15 protein-coding genes are annotated in these 15,667 nt (G+C 63.5%); 4 read left to right on the plus strand and 11 right to left on the minus strand.

All coding sequences use genetic code 11. The features are described 5' to 3' along the window. Window positions 1-2: 2 nt before the first annotated feature. Window positions 3-461, minus strand: a complete 459-nt coding sequence (locus JQ567_RS24385; RefSeq protein WP_249165677.1) for a tripartite tricarboxylate transporter TctB family protein — start codon at window positions 459-461, stop codon at window positions 3-5. Between the two features lie 72 nt (window positions 462-533). Continuing rightward, entirely contained in the window at window positions 534-1,526 is a 993-nt protein-coding gene (locus JQ567_RS24390) for a tripartite tricarboxylate transporter substrate binding protein (RefSeq protein ID WP_211995653.1), read from the minus strand. Between the two features lie 219 nt (window positions 1,527-1,745). Between JQ567_RS24390 and JQ567_RS24395 the strand changes: the two genes are divergently transcribed. After that, on the plus strand, window positions 1,746-2,216 hold the full coding sequence (locus JQ567_RS24395) for an SRPBCC family protein (RefSeq protein ID WP_212441160.1): 471 nt from the start codon (window positions 1,746-1,748) through the stop codon (window positions 2,214-2,216). Window positions 2,217-2,218: 2 nt separating this feature from the next. Here JQ567_RS24395 and scpA read toward each other — a convergent pair whose 3' ends face one another. The 8 genes from scpA to JQ567_RS24435 all read right to left on the minus strand — a co-directional run bounded on the left by scpA (window position 2,219) and on the right by JQ567_RS24435 (window position 9,471). Beyond that, window positions 2,219-4,375 carry a methylmalonyl-CoA mutase gene (gene scpA, locus JQ567_RS24400; protein ID WP_212441161.1) on the minus strand — a complete coding sequence of 719 codons (2,157 nt, stop codon included), beginning with the start codon at window positions 4,373-4,375 and terminating at the stop codon, window positions 2,219-2,221. A 45-nt stretch (window positions 4,376-4,420) separates the two neighbouring features. Next, window positions 4,421-4,885, minus strand: coding sequence for a GFA family protein (locus JQ567_RS24405; protein ID WP_212441162.1), 465 nt, complete (start codon window positions 4,883-4,885; stop codon window positions 4,421-4,423). A gap of 2 nt (window positions 4,886-4,887) precedes the next feature. Then, window positions 4,888-6,753 carry a methylmalonyl-CoA mutase subunit beta gene (locus JQ567_RS24410; protein WP_212441163.1) on the minus strand — a complete coding sequence of 622 codons (1,866 nt, stop codon included), beginning with the start codon at window positions 6,751-6,753 and terminating at the stop codon, window positions 4,888-4,890. Window positions 6,754-6,859: 106 nt separating this feature from the next. After that, window positions 6,860-7,351, minus strand: coding sequence for a 2-amino-4-hydroxy-6-hydroxymethyldihydropteridine diphosphokinase (gene folK / locus JQ567_RS24415; RefSeq protein ID WP_212441164.1), 492 nt, complete (start codon window positions 7,349-7,351; stop codon window positions 6,860-6,862). 1 nt (window position 7,352) lies between these two features. Next, window positions 7,353-7,724 carry a dihydroneopterin aldolase gene (gene folB, locus JQ567_RS24420; RefSeq protein ID WP_212265417.1) on the minus strand — a complete coding sequence of 124 codons (372 nt, stop codon included), beginning with the start codon at window positions 7,722-7,724 and terminating at the stop codon, window positions 7,353-7,355. Then, window positions 7,721-8,581: a dihydropteroate synthase gene (gene folP / locus JQ567_RS24425; protein ID WP_212441165.1), complete on the minus strand. Its 861-nt coding sequence runs from the start codon at window positions 8,579-8,581 to the stop codon at window positions 7,721-7,723. Before folP ends, folB begins: the two co-directional genes overlap by 4 nt. Before the next feature lie 74 nt (window positions 8,582-8,655). Next, window positions 8,656-9,063: a DUF4332 domain-containing protein gene (locus JQ567_RS24430; protein ID WP_212271972.1), complete on the minus strand. Its 408-nt coding sequence runs from the start codon at window positions 9,061-9,063 to the stop codon at window positions 8,656-8,658. A gap of 42 nt (window positions 9,064-9,105) precedes the next feature. Continuing rightward, window positions 9,106-9,471 (minus strand): DUF2267 domain-containing protein, encoded by a 366-nt coding sequence (locus JQ567_RS24435; protein WP_212441166.1) that lies wholly within the window; start codon window positions 9,469-9,471, stop codon window positions 9,106-9,108. 341 nt (window positions 9,472-9,812) lie between these two features. On the opposite strand from JQ567_RS24435, the gene JQ567_RS24440 reads away from it, so the two are divergent. From JQ567_RS24440 to JQ567_RS24450, 3 genes are all read left to right on the plus strand, one after another. Beyond that, window positions 9,813-11,438, plus strand: a complete 1,626-nt coding sequence (locus tag JQ567_RS24440; RefSeq protein ID WP_212441167.1) for a helicase HerA-like domain-containing protein — start codon at window positions 9,813-9,815, stop codon at window positions 11,436-11,438. A gap of 175 nt (window positions 11,439-11,613) precedes the next feature. Next, window positions 11,614-12,960, plus strand: coding sequence for a glycosyltransferase family 87 protein (locus JQ567_RS24445; protein ID WP_312017459.1), 1,347 nt, complete (start codon window positions 11,614-11,616; stop codon window positions 12,958-12,960). Beyond that, window positions 12,960-14,378, plus strand: coding sequence for a M20/M25/M40 family metallo-hydrolase (locus JQ567_RS24450; RefSeq protein WP_212441168.1), 1,419 nt, complete (start codon window positions 12,960-12,962; stop codon window positions 14,376-14,378). Before JQ567_RS24445 ends, JQ567_RS24450 begins: the two co-directional genes overlap by 1 nt. A gap of 271 nt (window positions 14,379-14,649) precedes the next feature. On the opposite strand, the gene JQ567_RS24455 is transcribed toward JQ567_RS24450, so the two are convergent. Continuing rightward, the gene (locus JQ567_RS24455; RefSeq protein ID WP_212441169.1) at window positions 14,650-15,633 is read right to left on the minus strand and encodes an NAD(P)-dependent oxidoreductase; all 984 of its coding nucleotides are present in this window, start codon (window positions 15,631-15,633) and stop codon (window positions 14,650-14,652) included. Window positions 15,634-15,667: the final 34 nt, after the last annotated feature.

Here is a 15,667-nt window from a genome sequence, read left to right on the forward strand (position 1 = left end):
GGTCACCACGGCATCGGCAACAGCCCGGCCGGGAGCGGCACGCGCAGTAGCTTGCTGAAAATCAGATGGATGACGATCGGCGCCATCACCGCGAGCGACAGCGAAAGCTTCCAGCGCGCGCCGAGCGCGCTCGACGTCACGTACACGATCAGCGCGGCCGTGATGATGAAACCCAATCGGTCTGCAGCCGCCACGTAGAACAACAGCAGTGCCGGCGGTAACAGTGCGCGCAGGCCGTAAAGCTTGCCCGTGGGCGGCCGCGCTTGACCAGCCTCGATCGGAACAATCTCTTCTTTCTCTTCGAAGGTGCGGCCGATGCCGAGAGCGATCGCGAGCCCGCAAAGCGCGAGACCCGAACCGATCACCAGCGGAAAGATATTGGGGCCCACCGGCTGACCGGGTACGGGCGGCAGCAGCCAGCCGCCATAGGCAGCCGCCGCTCCGAGGCCAACGAGAAACAATCCCGTGACTTGATCGGGAAGACGCATAAACGAGCCCCACGTATTTCCGAGCAAGTGAACCGGTGGGACCGATCAGGCCTTGGAGAGGCCGGCAGCCTTCATCGCCTCGCCCATTTGGGCGTCGCCCTTGTCCATGAATGCCGCGAATTCCGTCGCGTCGCCCCACACCGTTCCGAAACCGCGATTGCTCATGAAGTCCTTGAAGTCCTTGGAGTCGTAGACCTTCTTCAGCGAAGCCGTGAGCTTGGTCGCGACGTCCGCGGGCAGGCCCTTCGGACCCGCAATGCCGCGCCACGCCCCCGTCGCATAGTCGATCCCCATCGACTCCTTCAGCGTCGGCACGTCAGGGAAAGACGGGTTGCGCTTGGGCGCCATGATGGCGAGGCTGCGCGCCTTGCCGGCTTCGATGATCGCGCGCGCTTCCGGTACCGAGCAGGTGGTGAGGTCGAGACCGCCCGCCGCGAGATCCTGCATCGCGGGCGCGGCACCGTTCGACGGTACCCAGGCCACCTGATTTGCAGGAAGTCCGAGCGCCTGCATCCAGCCGACCAGCGCCAGATGCCAAATGCCGCCCTGGCCGGTGCCAGAGGCTTTGAACTTGCCGACAGGCGCTGCCTTGATGGCGTCGGCGAGCTCCTTCACGGTCTTGTAAGGCGACGCTGAAGGGACCTGGATGCCGGGCGGGTCCTCGTTCATCAGGGCCAGCGGCGTGTAGCTCTTTGGCGCCAGTTCGGTGAGTCCCTGCCAGTGCATCATCGAGATTTCCACCGTCAGCATGCCGATGGTGTAGCCGTCGGGCGGCGCGGTTGCGATTGCGGAATGGCCGACCACGCCGGAGCCGCCGGTGCGATTGACCACGTTGAACGGCTGGCCGAGGTCCTTCTCCAAAAGCGCCGCCACGATGCGCGCGGTCGCATCGGTGCCGCCGCCGGCGCCCCATGGCACAATCACGGTCACCGGCCGTGCCGGATAAGCCTGCGCCAACGCCGGCTTGAATCCAAAACCCGCGACGGCCGCTGCTGCGGCGGTTGAAGCCGCAAATGCGCGGCGCGTAATTTTGGTCATGGTAATCCTCCCTGCGGCGTCCCTGACAGCGGGCGCTCTTGTGATGCGACATTCTAGGCGGCTTTGCGCTGCGCTCGCAAGGCGTTACGCGATGATGCGGGATGATCGCCGGTGGGACATCACGACACATCCGGAAATCGGGTGGCGGCGATCAGGGGAGCACGGATAGGTATCCATGCGCGGCGTCACTCAAGAGCCACGATCGACTGCGGAGGTAACATGACGACAGCCTATTACAGCACCGTGCTGGATTATCCGCTGGCTACCGTGTGGTCGCTGATCCGCGATTTCAACAATTATCCGGCCTATATCGATGGCGTGAGCGAAAGCGTCATCGAGGACGACAAGGGCGGCGACGAGGTCGGTGCCATCAGGCGCTTCTGTTATCTCGGCACCTGGATCCGGCAGCGCCTGGCTCGTCATTCCGACGCGCAGCACACGCTGACCTATGCCGGCATCGAACCATTTCCGTTTCCACCAGATCTTCTGCCGGAAGCACCAGGCCCGACGCGCTACGAGGGCACCATGCACCTGATGCGAATCGTCGAGGGCGACCGGACCTTCATTGAATGGGATGTCGCGCTCGACACCGCGCCTGACGATGCCGATCGCTGGCGGACGCTGTTCCAGTCCTGGATACCGGACTGGACGCATTCGCTGCAGCGGGCGTTGGAGCGCCGCGCTGGGTAAGGCTACTCCGCCGCCTCGCTATGCCCCAGCCTTGCATTGAGCTTGTGGATCAACTCTTCGGCGGCGTCGGCAATCACGGTGCCCGGCGGGAAGATTGCTTCCGCGCCGGCCTTGTACAGCGCCTCGTAGTCCTGCGGCGGCACCACCCCGCCGATGATGATCATGATATCCTCGCGGCCCTGCTTCTTCAGCGCGGCCTTCAGTTCCGGCACCGCGGTGAGGTGGGCGGCCGCCAGCGACGAGACGCCGAGGATATGCACGTCGTTCTCGACCGCCTGCCGCGCGGCCTCGTCGGCGGTGGCGAACAGCGGTCCGATATCGACGTCGAAGCCGACATCGGCAAAGGCTGACGCGATCACCTTCTGGCCGCGGTCGTGGCCGTCCTGGCCGATCTTGGCGACGAGGATACGGGGGCGGCGGCCCTCGGCATCCTCGAACGCATCGATCAGCGCCTGCACTTTTTCGACCCGGTTGGACATGGTGGACGCCTCCCGCTTGTAGACGCCGGTGATGGATTTGATTTCCGCGCGATGCCGTCCGAACACCTTCTCCATCGCGTCCGAGATTTCGCCGACCGTGGCCTTGGCGCGCGCCGCATCGATCGCGAGCGCCAAAAGGTTGCCGTTGCCTTCGCCGGCGCTGCGCGTCAGCGCCGCCAGCGCCTGGTCGACGTCCTTCTGATTACGCTCGGAGCGCAACCGCGACAGCTTGTCGATCTGCAGCCGCCGCACGGTGGAATTTTCCACCTTCAGCACGTCGATAGCGGCCTCGTTGACCGGCTTGAACTTGTTGACACCGATCACGGCCTGCCGTCCGGCATCGATCCGCGCCTGCGTCTTGGCGGAGGCTTCCTCGATTCTTAGCTTCGGCACGCCGGCCTCGATCGCCTTCGCCATGCCGCCGAGCGCCTCGACTTCCTGGATATGGCCCCAGGCCTTGGCCGCGAGGTCGCGGGTCAGCCGTTCGACATAGTAGGAGCCGCCCCAGGGATCGATGATGCGGTTGGTGCCGCTTTCCTGCTGCAGGAACAATTGCGTGTTGCGGGCAATGCGCGCCGAGAAATCGGTCGGCAGCGCGAGCGCCTCGTCAAGCGCGTTGGTGTGAAGCGATTGCGTGTGGCCTTGCGTCGCCGCCATCGCCTCGATGGTGGTGCGCATCACATTGTTGAAGACGTCCTGCGCGGTTAGCGACCAGCCCGAGGTCTGGCAGTGGGTGCGCAGCGACAGCGAACGCGGGTCCTTCGGATTGAACTGCGTCAGCAGCTTGGCCCACAGCAGCCGCGCCGCGCGCATTTTTGCCACCTCCATGAAAAAATTCATGCCGATGGCCCAGAAGAACGACAGCCTTGGCGCAAAACGGTCGACGTCGAGGCCCGCGGCCAATCCGGCGCGAAGATATTCGACGCCGTCGGCCAGCGTATAGGCGAGCTCGAGGTCCTGCGTCGCGCCGGCTTCCTGCATGTGATAGCCGGAAATGGAGATGGAGTTGTACTTCGGCATCTTCTGCGAGGTGTAGGCAAAGATGTCGGAGATGATCCGCATCGAGGGGGTAGGCGGATAGATGTAGGTGTTGCGCACCATGAACTCTTTCAGAATGTCATTCTGAATGGTGCCCGACAGTTTCTCCGGCGGTACGCCCTGTTCCTCGGCGGCGGCAACGAACAGCGCCAGGATCGGCAACACCGCGCCGTTCATCGTCATCGACACGCTCATCCGGTCGAGCGGGATGCCGGCAAACAGCGTGCGCATGTCATAGATGGAATCGATCGCCACGCCGGCCATGCCGACGTCACCGGAGACACGCGGATGATCGGAGTCATAACCGCGGTGCGTCGCCAGATCGAACGCGACCGAAAGGCCCTTTTGGCCGGCCGCGAGATTGCGGCGGTAGAACGCGTTGGAATCTTCCGCCGTTGAGAACCCGGCATATTGCCTGATCGTCCAGGGCTGGTTGACATACATGGTCGGGTAGGGGCCACGCAGATAGGGCGCGATGCCGGGCCAGGTCTCGAGGAAGTCGATGCCTTCGAGATCAGCCTCGCTGTAGGCGGGTTTTACGAGGATGCCCTCAGGCGTCAGCCACGGTTCGGCACCGCCGGTGGGCTGGGCGGGCGCGGTGGATTCAAAGGCGATATTCGCGAAGTTCGGTATGCGGGTCATGAGTTACCAATATAGCACATGTGACGGTTGGGCGCGCGCACCCTTTCAATCCCGGTCCGGATGCTGGTGGCTGACGATACGGCTGAGCTTCTCGCTGCCAACACCTTCAAGCGTGCTTCTGCCGGGCAGATCGCCGATCCGGCCGACCCAGGCCAAATGGGACTCAGTTCCCGAGGCGTAGGTCGGAACCACGAGGTCCGGCCGGTCGAAACTGCCGGTGGTGAGCTCGATGATGTTGCCATCGATCACGCGGTAGCTGAGCGGCGTCCCGCAGGCCGCGCAGAAGTCGCGCTCGGCGATCGACGACGAACGAAAGGTCGCCGGTTTGCCGCGCGTCCAGGCAAAATCCTCGTGCTTTACTTCGGCGAGCGAAATGAAAGGGCCGCCGACGGCCTTCTGGCACATGCGGCAGTGGCACAAGCCTATTTTCACTGGGCTTGCAAAAACCGAAAAACGCACGGCGCCGCACTGGCAGCCGCCGGTCAGAACAGCTTTTCTCTCCGATGCCATGCTCACTCCATACGCTTCCAGGCGCCCTGCAACATTGCGAGCGCATCGCCGCCGGCAAAAATGAAGTCACCGACGCCGGCGGCCCGTAGTGCTGTTTCCTGCTCGCCGGGCCGGCCTGCCAGATAGATATGCTTTGCATCAGCCGCTTGAAGGGCCTGGGCGGCCGCCGTCGCGTGGGCGGCATAGGCCTTGTCGGAGGAACAAAGGCACGCCACGTCGGCGCCGGAGGCCTTGAATGCGGCGGCAAGCGCCGCGGGATCGGCAAAGCCCTGGGTATCGATGGCCTCGATGCCGCCGGTCTCGAAGAAGCTTTTTGCAAATGTCGCCCGCGCGGTGAAATCGGCCGGGGTGCCGAGATTGGCGAGGAATATTTTTGGCCGTGCGCCGCCGTTCTTGAGCTTATCGTCCGATTTGTCGCGCAACGCTTCGAACGGCGCGGCCAGCCGCATCGGCGGCAGCGCGTCGAACTTGAACTTGGCTTCGCCATAGGGCGCGAGCGCAATCGGTTTTGCGTCCAGCACCGCGATCTCGGCCTCGTGCAGGTTTGGAAATTCGCTGGCGCCGGTCAGTACGTCGCGGCGCTTGGCGATGTTGGTCTCGCGCACGGCTCGCGTTGCAGCGACCTTGCGCTGGATCAGGTTCTGTTCGAGCGCGGCGAACAGGCCGCCGGCCTTTTCGATCTCCTGGAACAGCGACCACGCGGCTTCGCAAAGCTGCCCTGTGAGCGTTTCGATGCCGCCGGAGCCGGCGGCGGGATCGGACACTTTGGCGAGGTTGGATTCTTCCAGCAACACCAGCTGCGTGTTGCGCGCGGCGCGACGCGCGAACGGATCGGGCAAGCCCAGCGCCAGCGTATGCGGCAGCACGGTGATGGCGTTGGCGCCGCCGAGGCCGGCGGAGAAGGTCGCTATCGTCGCCCGCAGCATGTTCACGTAAGGATCGCGCTGCGTCAGCATGCGCCAAGCGGTATCGGCGGCGACGAACAGCGGTTTGGGCACGAGGCCGCAGGCCTGTTCGACCCGCGCCCACAACAGCCGAGCCGCGCGGAATTTCGCCAGCGTCAGGAACTGGTCGGCGTCGGCGGAAAGTCGTGCATAGACCATGCCCTGCGCATCCTCCAGCGACACGCCGGCCGTTTCGATCGCGCGCAGATAGGCGACGCCTGCGGCGAGCACAAACGCCAGCTCCTGGACTTCCGATCCGCCGGCATCGTGGATCACGCGCCCGTCGGCGGCCGCGAGCGGACCTTTGAAGCCGAGCGCGGCAAGGCCTTTGATGGCGCTGGTGACCGCGGGCACGATCTCGGACCAGCTATACGGGCTGGATCCCCACACCGCGCCGGCCCCGAGCGGATCGAGCCCGAAGCGGATATCGCAGGCCGCGGGGTCTAGTCCCTTGCGCTGGATATATTCCGCGACATGGATTGCCGCCATCCGCGATTGCGGGCCGATCTGAAGTTCGATGCCGATGCCGGCATCGAGATAGATGCCATCAAGGATTTGCGCGACGGCCTCCGGCGAGGGATCCAGCCCGAAGCCGTAAGCGCCATTGGCGCCGGCGAACACGAGGGTGAGGCCGGTCGCGCCATTTTCGAGGTCGTGCAGCGCCTGCGCGTTGGCCGCTTTGGCATCGGGATGATCGGCGCGCTGCATGATCTGCCAGGGCGCGGCCGCAGGGCGGCCTGCGACCGGGGCGGCGCCTTGCGCGCGCGGGTAGATCGGATCGATCTTCAATCCATCGGATGTCTTGCCGACCAGTTTCTCGAACGGCGCGCCCTTCAGCACCCCGTCGACCAGCTTGCGCCAGTCTTCGTAATTCGCGGGGGCAAAATCCGCAGCCAATCGCAGCTCGTCAGTGGTCGTGGTCATCGAGAAAGTCGTTTCCTTGATAGTTTCCTTGGGGCGCCTCTTGATTTGGCCGGAAATTGCCACGGGGCGGCCGCCAAGCCAAACGGTTGTTTTGGCCTCCCGGGGGCTAGTCCAGGTCGGGCAACCGCTGGATACCGGCGGTCGAAACCGCCGCCAGCGCTTCCCTGACGCTGCGTCCCGCAATGATACGCTCGGGCACGATCTCGGCGAGCGGCACCAGCACGAAGGCGCGTTCGAACAGCCTGGGATGCGGCAGCGTCAACTCCGGCTTGTCGATCCTGACGTCGTCATAGGCGATCAGGTCGAGGTCGAGGGTGCGCGGGCCCCAATGCTGCTCGGCGGCGCGGTCGCGGCCGAATTTCTTCTCGATCTTGTGCAGCGTGAACAGCAGCGCATGCGGATCGAGGCTGGTGTCGATTTCGATGCAGGCGTTGATGAAGGGCGCCTGCGCTTCATTGCCCCAGGGCGGCGTGGTGTAATCCGACGACCGCGCCAGCAATGCCGCCTGCGTCATGCCGCAGATGTTGGAAATGGCTTTGCGGAACGTCGCGCGCACGTCGCCGACATTGCCGCCGAGCGCGATCAGCACGTCCGCCATGTCAGGGCGACTGCCGTGTGCGCATCAAGACCACGCCGACATCGTCGAAGATCGCGGCGATCGGCGCGTGCGGCTTGTGGACGGTGACCTCGACCGCGTTGATGCGCGGAAACGCGACCAGGATGGCATCGGCCACGGCGCCGGCCGCGCGTTCCAGCAGTTTGTAATTGGTGTTCTTGAACGCCGCCGTCGCGGTCGCGACCACGTTGGAATAAGACACGGTGTCGGACAGGCGGTCGGTGCGCGAGGATTCCGACAGGTCGACGGAGAGCTCGAGATCGATCACGAAGCGCTGGCCGACTTCGGTTTCGTGTTCCATCACGCCATGGCGGGCATGGATGACGACGCCGGTGATGAAGATCGTATCGGTCATCTCTGCAGTTCCCCAATTGCGGTTGCGACGCGCAGCGCTTGAACGGTTTCCGCAACGTCATGGGCGCGGATGATGCGCGCGCCGCCCCTCGCCGCAATCAGATGGGCGGCGATCGAGCCGCCAAGGCGCTGATGCGGTTCCGACGGCGTCACCACACTGATGAAGCGCTTGCGCGAGGCCCCGACCAGCAGCGGCAGGCCGAAGGATTGCAGCTCATGCAGCCGCGCCAGGGCCGTCATGCTCTGTTCCGGTGTCTTGCCAAAGCCGATGCCGGGGTCGAGTACGATCTTGCCGGGCGAAATACCGGCCTTCGCGGCGATGTCGAGCGACCGCGCGAAGAAGGAGGCGATATCCTTCATGATGTCGATGGCGGGATCGGCGCTGTCGCGGTTGTGCATGACGATCACGGGCACCTGGCGTGCCGCGATCAGGCCGGCCATGCCGGGATCGCACTGCAGCCCCCAGACATCGTTGGCGATGACGGCGCCATGGTCGAGCGCCCAGGCGACGACGGCCGACTTCATGCTGTCGATCGAGACGGGAACCCCAAGCGAAACAACCTCCGGTAGCACCGGTTGCAACCGCTTCAACTCTTCTTCTACCGAGATCGGTTCTGATCCGTAGGGTCGGGTCGATTCCGCACCGATGTCGATGATGTCAGCACCTTCGGCGACCATCCGGCGGGCCTGCGCATGCGCGCTTTCGGGGGCAGCGAACTGTCCGCCATCGGAAAATGAGTCGGGGGTTACGTTCAGCACGCCCATCACGGCCGGGCAGGGCCGTGACAACAGCGCCGGCAGGTCAAAATGACCGGCCGGGCCGGCCGCGGTGGCGGGTCTGGACATGCTTACGATCATGCGGTCGCTTTGCGCGGTCCGCGCCAGTGAGTCAAGACGCGAGACCCCGCCAGCGTATGTCGGCTGGTCGACTTTTAGTAGCTGATTTTGGGCTGGAGCTTGCGCGCCTGGGCGATCAGTTGCTCGACCGACTTCTCCGAGGGCATGACGCGGACCAGCTTACGCTTGGTATTCACGTCTTTCATGTTCTGGGCGAGCCGTGCCGGGTTACGCAGCGCGAGTTCGCGAACCGTCGGCACGCCGGCAGCGCGCACCAGCCCGACCTTCGCCTTGCCCATCCCGGGAATCCGCATGTAGTCGGAGAAATTGGCCCATTCGAGCAATTGCTGTTCACTGATCCCGGTCTTCGCGGCGAGCGCCTTGCGTCCTTTGACGGTGCGGGCGGCTTCAAGCAGCGCTTCGGTCGTGCGAATGCCAAGCGATTTGAGTTTCGAGGCAGAGTAGGCGGTCAAGCCTTCGATCTCGGATAGGGGATATGTCATGATACTCGATGCAAGAGAATGTGCGCGGCCGAAGGGGGTGTCTCAAGCGAACTGGCTTAGCCCCGGTGTCCCCGAAATGATCTCGCCCATCTTGTCCGCTCCGATTTTGTCGCGGCCGAACCTGAAAAGTTCACGCGCCACGTTCTGAATCTCGTTCATGCCCAGACCAAGCGCCATCAGCTTGGTGCCGAGCGCCATCAGCCCGCCGCCCATCAACCTGGAGAGGCCGCTGTTGCTGTTCGAGGCCGCGATCGCAGCCTCGGCGCCTGGAATTTGGTCGATCAGAGCCTGAACCTTGTCGGAAGGCCCCTCGTTACGGAGGAAACCCAGAACGATGCCGATGGTTTTTTCAGCGACAACGCTATCGATGCCGGCCTTGGTGGCCAGCCGTCCAATCAATTCGTCCATATTGGCCCCGCCCTCAGCCGGTTTGTTACCGGGTCGTACCTTGTGAATTTATCTTGAGCGTCTGCGACCTGAAATACAAGCGATCCGCGCGCGCGAAGGCGATTTCGTCCTAGATCGCTCGTCGAGTGTTGCAGCAATGCAAGAGTGAATGCGGGATTCACGCCATGTTGCCGCACTGCGGCCCTCGTATTTCTACCGGAGTTAGAGAAAAGTATGAGACAGGGTGTGCAAGGCTCGGGCTATGTCCTTGTCCATGGACGGTTTCAATCGACCGGCAGGATGCGATATGATGGCGTTGCTTGGCGACCAAACTTTCCCGATGCGCGCGAAGAGGCGATGTGATGGCGACCCCCGACAACAAGACAGCCGATACCAATGAGAAGATTTTCATCGGCAAGGGCGAGCAGACGGCGTGGCTGACGCTCGCGCTGGCCAATCGGCACGGCCTCGTCACCGGCGCGACCGGAACCGGCAAGACCGTGTCGCTGCAGGTGATGGCGGAAGGGTTTGCTCGGGCCGGTGTTCCGGTTTTCGCAGCCGATATTAAGGGCGACCTGTCCGGGATCTCCGAAGTCGGCGAAGCCAAAGACTTTATCCTCAAGCGCGCGGGCGAGATGGGGCTCAACTTCCAGCCCGATCAGTTCTCGACCGTATTCTGGGACGTGTTTGGCGAGCAGGGTCATCCGGTCCGGGCCACCGTCACGGAAATGGGACCGTTGCTGCTGTCCCGGATGCTCGATTTGAACGACGTCCAGGAGGGCGTCCTCAATGTTGCGTTCCGTGTCGCGGATGAGAACGGACTGACGCTGATCGATATGAAGGATCTCCGCGCGCTGCTTGACGCGATCGTGCCTAACACCAGCAAGAAGGGCCCGGATGCCGAGGAAGATCTGCTGGCGCCGATCCGCAAGGCCGCGCAGGGCTTCGGAAACGTCTCCAAGGCGACGGTTGGAACGATTCAGCGCCAGCTTCTGGTGCTGGAGAACCAGGGCGGCGCCAAATTCTTCGGCGAGCCGGCGTTGTCGTTGAAGGATTTTATGAAAACCGACAGCGACGGCCGCGGCATGGTCAACATTCTGGTCGCGGACAAGCTGATGCAGAGCCCGCGCCTCTACGCGACCTTCCTGTTGTGGATGCTGTCGGAGCTGTTTGAAGAATTGCCGGAAGCCGGCGACCTGCCGAAGCCGAAACTGGTGTTTTTCTTCGACGAGGCGCATCTGTTGTTCACCGATGCGCCGAAGGCGCTGATGGACAAGATCGAACAGGTGGTGCGGCTGATCCGTTCCAAGGGCGTCGGTGTTTATTTCGTCACGCAAAACCCGATCGACGTGCCGGACAAGGTGCTCGCCCAGTTGGGCAACCGCGTGCAGCACGCGTTGCGCGCGTTCACGCCGCGCGACCAGAAGGCGGTGGCGGCGGCGGCGCAGACGTTCAGGCCCAATCCGAAGCTCGACACCGCCCGGGTCATCATGGAGCTCGGCAAGGGCGAGGCGCTGGTGTCGTTCCTCGAAGGCGGCGGCACGCCGACGATGGTCGAGCGGGTGATGATCCGGCCGCCGACGGGACGGATCGGGCCGATCACGCCGGAGGAACGCAAGGCGCTCATGAACAAGAGCCCGGTGAAGGGCAAATACGACACCGCGGTCGACGCTGAGTCCGCCTATGAGATGCTGCTGAAGCGCGTGGCAGGAACGGCCGCGCCGGCTGATGGATCGGATGGCGGCGGTGGCGGCGGCGGAATCCTCGGACAGGTCGGCGCGATCGTCGGCACCATCTTCGGCACCAACAACAAGCGCGGCCGGCTGTCGACCGGCCAGGTCATCGCGCGCGACGTTACGCGTTCCGTCACCAACAAGGTGATTGGCGGTGTTGTAGCCGATCTCGGCAAATCGGTCGGCGGCTCACTCGGCAGTTCGGTGGGGCGGGCGCTGGTGCGCGGCGCGCTTGGCGGATTGCTGCGGCGCTGATTTCTTGCGGCGAAGGCACTTCCGCGGAAAGAAAGTATGGATTGCTTCGCTTCGCTCGCAATGACGCGTGAGGAGCGTTCCCAGTTCCAACAACCGTCATTGCGAGCGAAGCGAAGCAATCCATCTCACCGCGGAACGAAAGAATGGATGATTTTCTGATGTTCGGATCGAGCTTGTGCTGAGATATCCCTCGTTGCGAGCGCCGCTCGATATTCTGTTTCTGATCTGCTGTATTGGTCTGACGGCCGACGTGCTGGTTCCGGAAATCTGGGGCAACGGCAAGACCAAGGATTATCCGCTGTGGTTCTGGGCCGGGCAGCAGGTGCTGCAAGGCCAGAACCTCTATCCTGACAATCCCGCCACCTATTTCGAATTCATCTACCCGCCGCTGTCGGCGCTGCTGCTGGCGATCCCGAGCTATTTCGGCAAGATCCCGCTTTATCTCTGCCTGTCATTGCTCAACATCGTCGCCTGGTGGATGACGGCGCAATATTCCCACGCAATGGCGGGGTCGGGGCAGAAGCCTGGGGAGAAACTCAATCCTTGGCTCGAAGCGCTGCCGGGTCTCGTTACCGTCACCTTCGTGTTCGATATGTTCGATCTCGGGCAGCCGAACCTCGTGCTGCTGGCGTTGATGCTGTACGGCTTCTGGCTGCTGCGCGATCAGCGCGGCTGGATGGCGGGCAGCATGTTCGCGCTCGCGACCGCGATCAAGGTGTTCCCGGTCGCGGTGTTTCCCTATCTGGTCTGGCGCCGGCAGTGGGCGGCGGCCGCCAGCATGCTGGTCTTCCTGTTTGTGTTTCTGTTCGTGCTGCCGGCGCCGTTCCGCGGTTTCCAGCACAACGCCGCCGAATTGAAGAACTGGTACCAGGGCATGGTGGGGGCGAGCTCGGAAAAAGGGTTCGGTCAGCGTGACGAGCAGAACTGGTCGTGGGTCAACCAGTCCATCATCGCGGTGACGCACCGCCTGACGCGGCCGGTGAACTACAATCAGGACGATCCGGCCAAGCCCGTGCGCACCATGAATGTCGTCAACCTCGATTTCAGGACGGCGAACCTGATCGTGCTGGCGGTGTCGCTTGTGATCGGGATCGGCTATCTCCTGGTGATGCCGCCGGCCTCGCGCCGGACGGAGAAATCGGACGCCGAGGAAATAGGCATTCTGTTCTGCCTGATGACGGTCGCTTCGCCGCTGGCGCGTCAGTATTATTTTCTGTGGCTGTTCTTCCCGATGACGGTGCTGATGCATCGCGCCGCTTTTGATCCGCGGCCCGCGGTCAAGGCCGCCACTTGGGCGCTGTTGGCCGTTGCGGGCTTGCTCCTGTGCCTGTCGTTGCCGATCTTTCCGAACGATTTGCAGGCCTATGGCAATAACCTCGTCTCGACCGCGCTGCTGGTGGCGGGGCTGGTCTGGCACATGCTGCATCCGCCGAATGCGGACGCTCCCGCCACTTTGCCTCAGTCCACAAGCGGGCTACAAATCGACGCAACAACAATGCCCACAGCCAAGGGAAAACCGTGATGGCCAACGCACAGCTTCAGCCGGTCCTCGACCGCATCGATGCCGATTTCGACAACAGCCTCGAACGGCTGTTTGCGCTGCTGCGGATCAAGTCGATCTCGGCCGATCCCGCCTTTGCCGGCGATTGCAAGGCGGCCGCCGATCACCTGGCCAAGGACATCGCGACGCTCGGTTTTGCGGCGGAGGTGCGGCCGACGGCGGGGCATCCTGCGATCGTCGCCAAAATGAATGGAAGTGCGAATGGCAGCAAGGGCGGGCGGCCGCACGTGCTGTTCTACGGGCATTATGATGTGCAGCCGGTCGACCCCTTGAACCTGTGGCACCGTCCGCCGTTCGAGCCTGTCGTGACCGACCATGCCGACGGCCGCAAGATCATCGTTGCGCGTGGGGCGGAGGACGACAAAGGACAGCTGATGACCTTCGTCGAAGCCTGCCGCGCCTGGAAATCGGTGACCGGATCGCTGCCGGTGGACGTCACCATCGTCATCGAGGGTGAGGAAGAGGTCGGCTCGAAAAACTTCGTGCCGTTCCTCGAACAGAACAAGGCTGACCTGAAAGCGGACTTCGCGCTGGTCTGCGACACCGGCATGTGGGACCAGAACACGCCCGCGATCACGACGTCATTGCGCGGGCTCGTTTATGACGAGGTCAAGATCAAGGCCGCCAACCGCGATCTGCATTCCGGCATCTTCGGCGGCGGTGCGCAGAACCCGATCCGGGTGCTGACCAATATTCTCGGCAGCCTCTTCGACGACAACGGCCGCATCACCATTCCCGGCTTCTACGACGGTGTGAAGGACCTGCCGCCGGATATCCTGGCGCAATGGAAAAATCTCAACCTGACGGCGGAATCATTCCTGAAGCCGATCGGCCTTTCGATCCCGGCCGGCGAAAAGGACCGCCTCCTGATCGAACAGGTGTCCTCGCGCCCGACCTGCGACATCAACGGCATCATCGGTGGCTACACCGGCGAGGGCTCCAAGACGGTGATCGCGGCCGAGGCCTCCGCAAAGATCTCGTTCCGGCTGGTGGAGGGGCAGAACCCGGACAAGATCCGCAAGGCCTTCCGCGATTATGTGACGGCGCGGCTGCCGGGCGATTGCACGGCCGAATTCATCGATCACTCCAACGCGCCGGCGATCGCGCTCGACTGGAACATGAAGCCGCTGGCGGCCGCCAAGCGCGCGCTGACCGACGAATGGGGCAAGGAAGCGCTGCTGATCGGCTCGGGCGCGTCGATCCCGATCGTCGCGGACTTCAAGCGCACGCTCGGCCTCGATACCGTGCTGGTCGGCTTCGGCCTCGACGACGACAACATCCATTCGCCAAACGAGAAGTACGACCTCAAGAGTTTTCACAAAGGCATCCGCTCCTGGGCCCGGATTTTGGGCGCGTTCGCGGAAACGCCGAAGGGATAGCTTCGTAGCTTGTAAGGTGGGCAAAGGCGCATCGCCGCCGTGCCCACCATCTATCCGTACGACTGGCTTGGTGGGCACGCTTCCGCCTTCGCTCGTTGAGCTACGGCGGACAAGTCGCTTTGCCCACCCTACGTTCAGCGTCCAAATAAAAACGCCGCCCGGAATTGGGCGGCGTTTTGATTCGGTAGTGCAGAGGTCGTTGGAAAACAACCTACACGCAATTCCCAAGATTTTCAATTCCGATAACCCGGGCGAATACCGGCGCGGGCCCTTACGCCAGCGGGTAGGGCCCATCGCGGAAGACGCGGTCGTGATAGCCCTTGCTGCCGACCTCACGCGCGAGCGGGCTGCGGATGTCGTCACCGGTTTGCAGCCGGGCCAGCAGGGTGCGGAAATCATGGCGCGGTTGCCAGCCGAGTTCGGCGCGCGCCCTGGCGTTGACATAAACCCGGTCGATGCCGGAAGCCATCGTCCAGCCGCGCCGTGCATATGCCGCCTCAAAGGCGGGCACGTACCGGCGCAGCACAAGCGGCAAATCGCTGCGCAATTCCGCGGCATCATCGCGCGAGAACGGCGTCGTGGCGCTGACGATGTATTTCGCGAAACCTGCTGATGGTGCGTGGCTGATGGCCAGGAGATGCGCGCTGACCACGTCCTCGAGATCGACGCGGCGATGGAGAAATTCGTTGGCCTTGGCGTTGGCGTCGGCATAGCCCTCGCGGACGGCGCGGTTGTCGTCTTCCTCGGGAAAGAAACGCGAGGTGCGCAGAACGATTGCGCCGAGCGAATGGTTGCGCGCAAACAGCTGGCACAGGTCCTCGGCGGCCGCCTTGGTGACGCCGTAGATGTTTTTCGGCACCGGGATGACGTCTTCCGTCACCCAGGCGGCCGGCTCGCCCGGTGGCGGCACCAGCGCGTCGCCGAACACGCTCGTGGTGCTGGTATAGACGAACGCCGTGACGCCGGCCGCGGCGGCTTCCTCAAGCAGATTGAGCGTGCCCGTGACGTTGACGTCGACAAAGTCCTGACGGCTGTGGGTCGCCACATGCGGCTTGTGCAGCGTCGCTGTGTGCAGCACGGCCGTGACGCCCCTCATGCATTGTCGCACAAAGCCGCGGTCGGTGATCGAGCCCACGAGCTGCGTGAACGCGCCGGGAAGAATGTCGATGCCGATGGCTTCACGCCGCTGCGCCTGCAGGGTACGGACCAGTGCTTCGCCGAGATGGCCGGAACTGCCGGTCACCAGAATAGTCACGTCGCTGAACCTTTCGCGCTGTTCGCCCGCGTGC

Source organism: Bradyrhizobium sp. AUGA SZCCT0431 (assembly GCF_018131065.1).
Classification (GTDB): Bacteria; Pseudomonadota; Alphaproteobacteria; order Rhizobiales; family Xanthobacteraceae; genus Bradyrhizobium.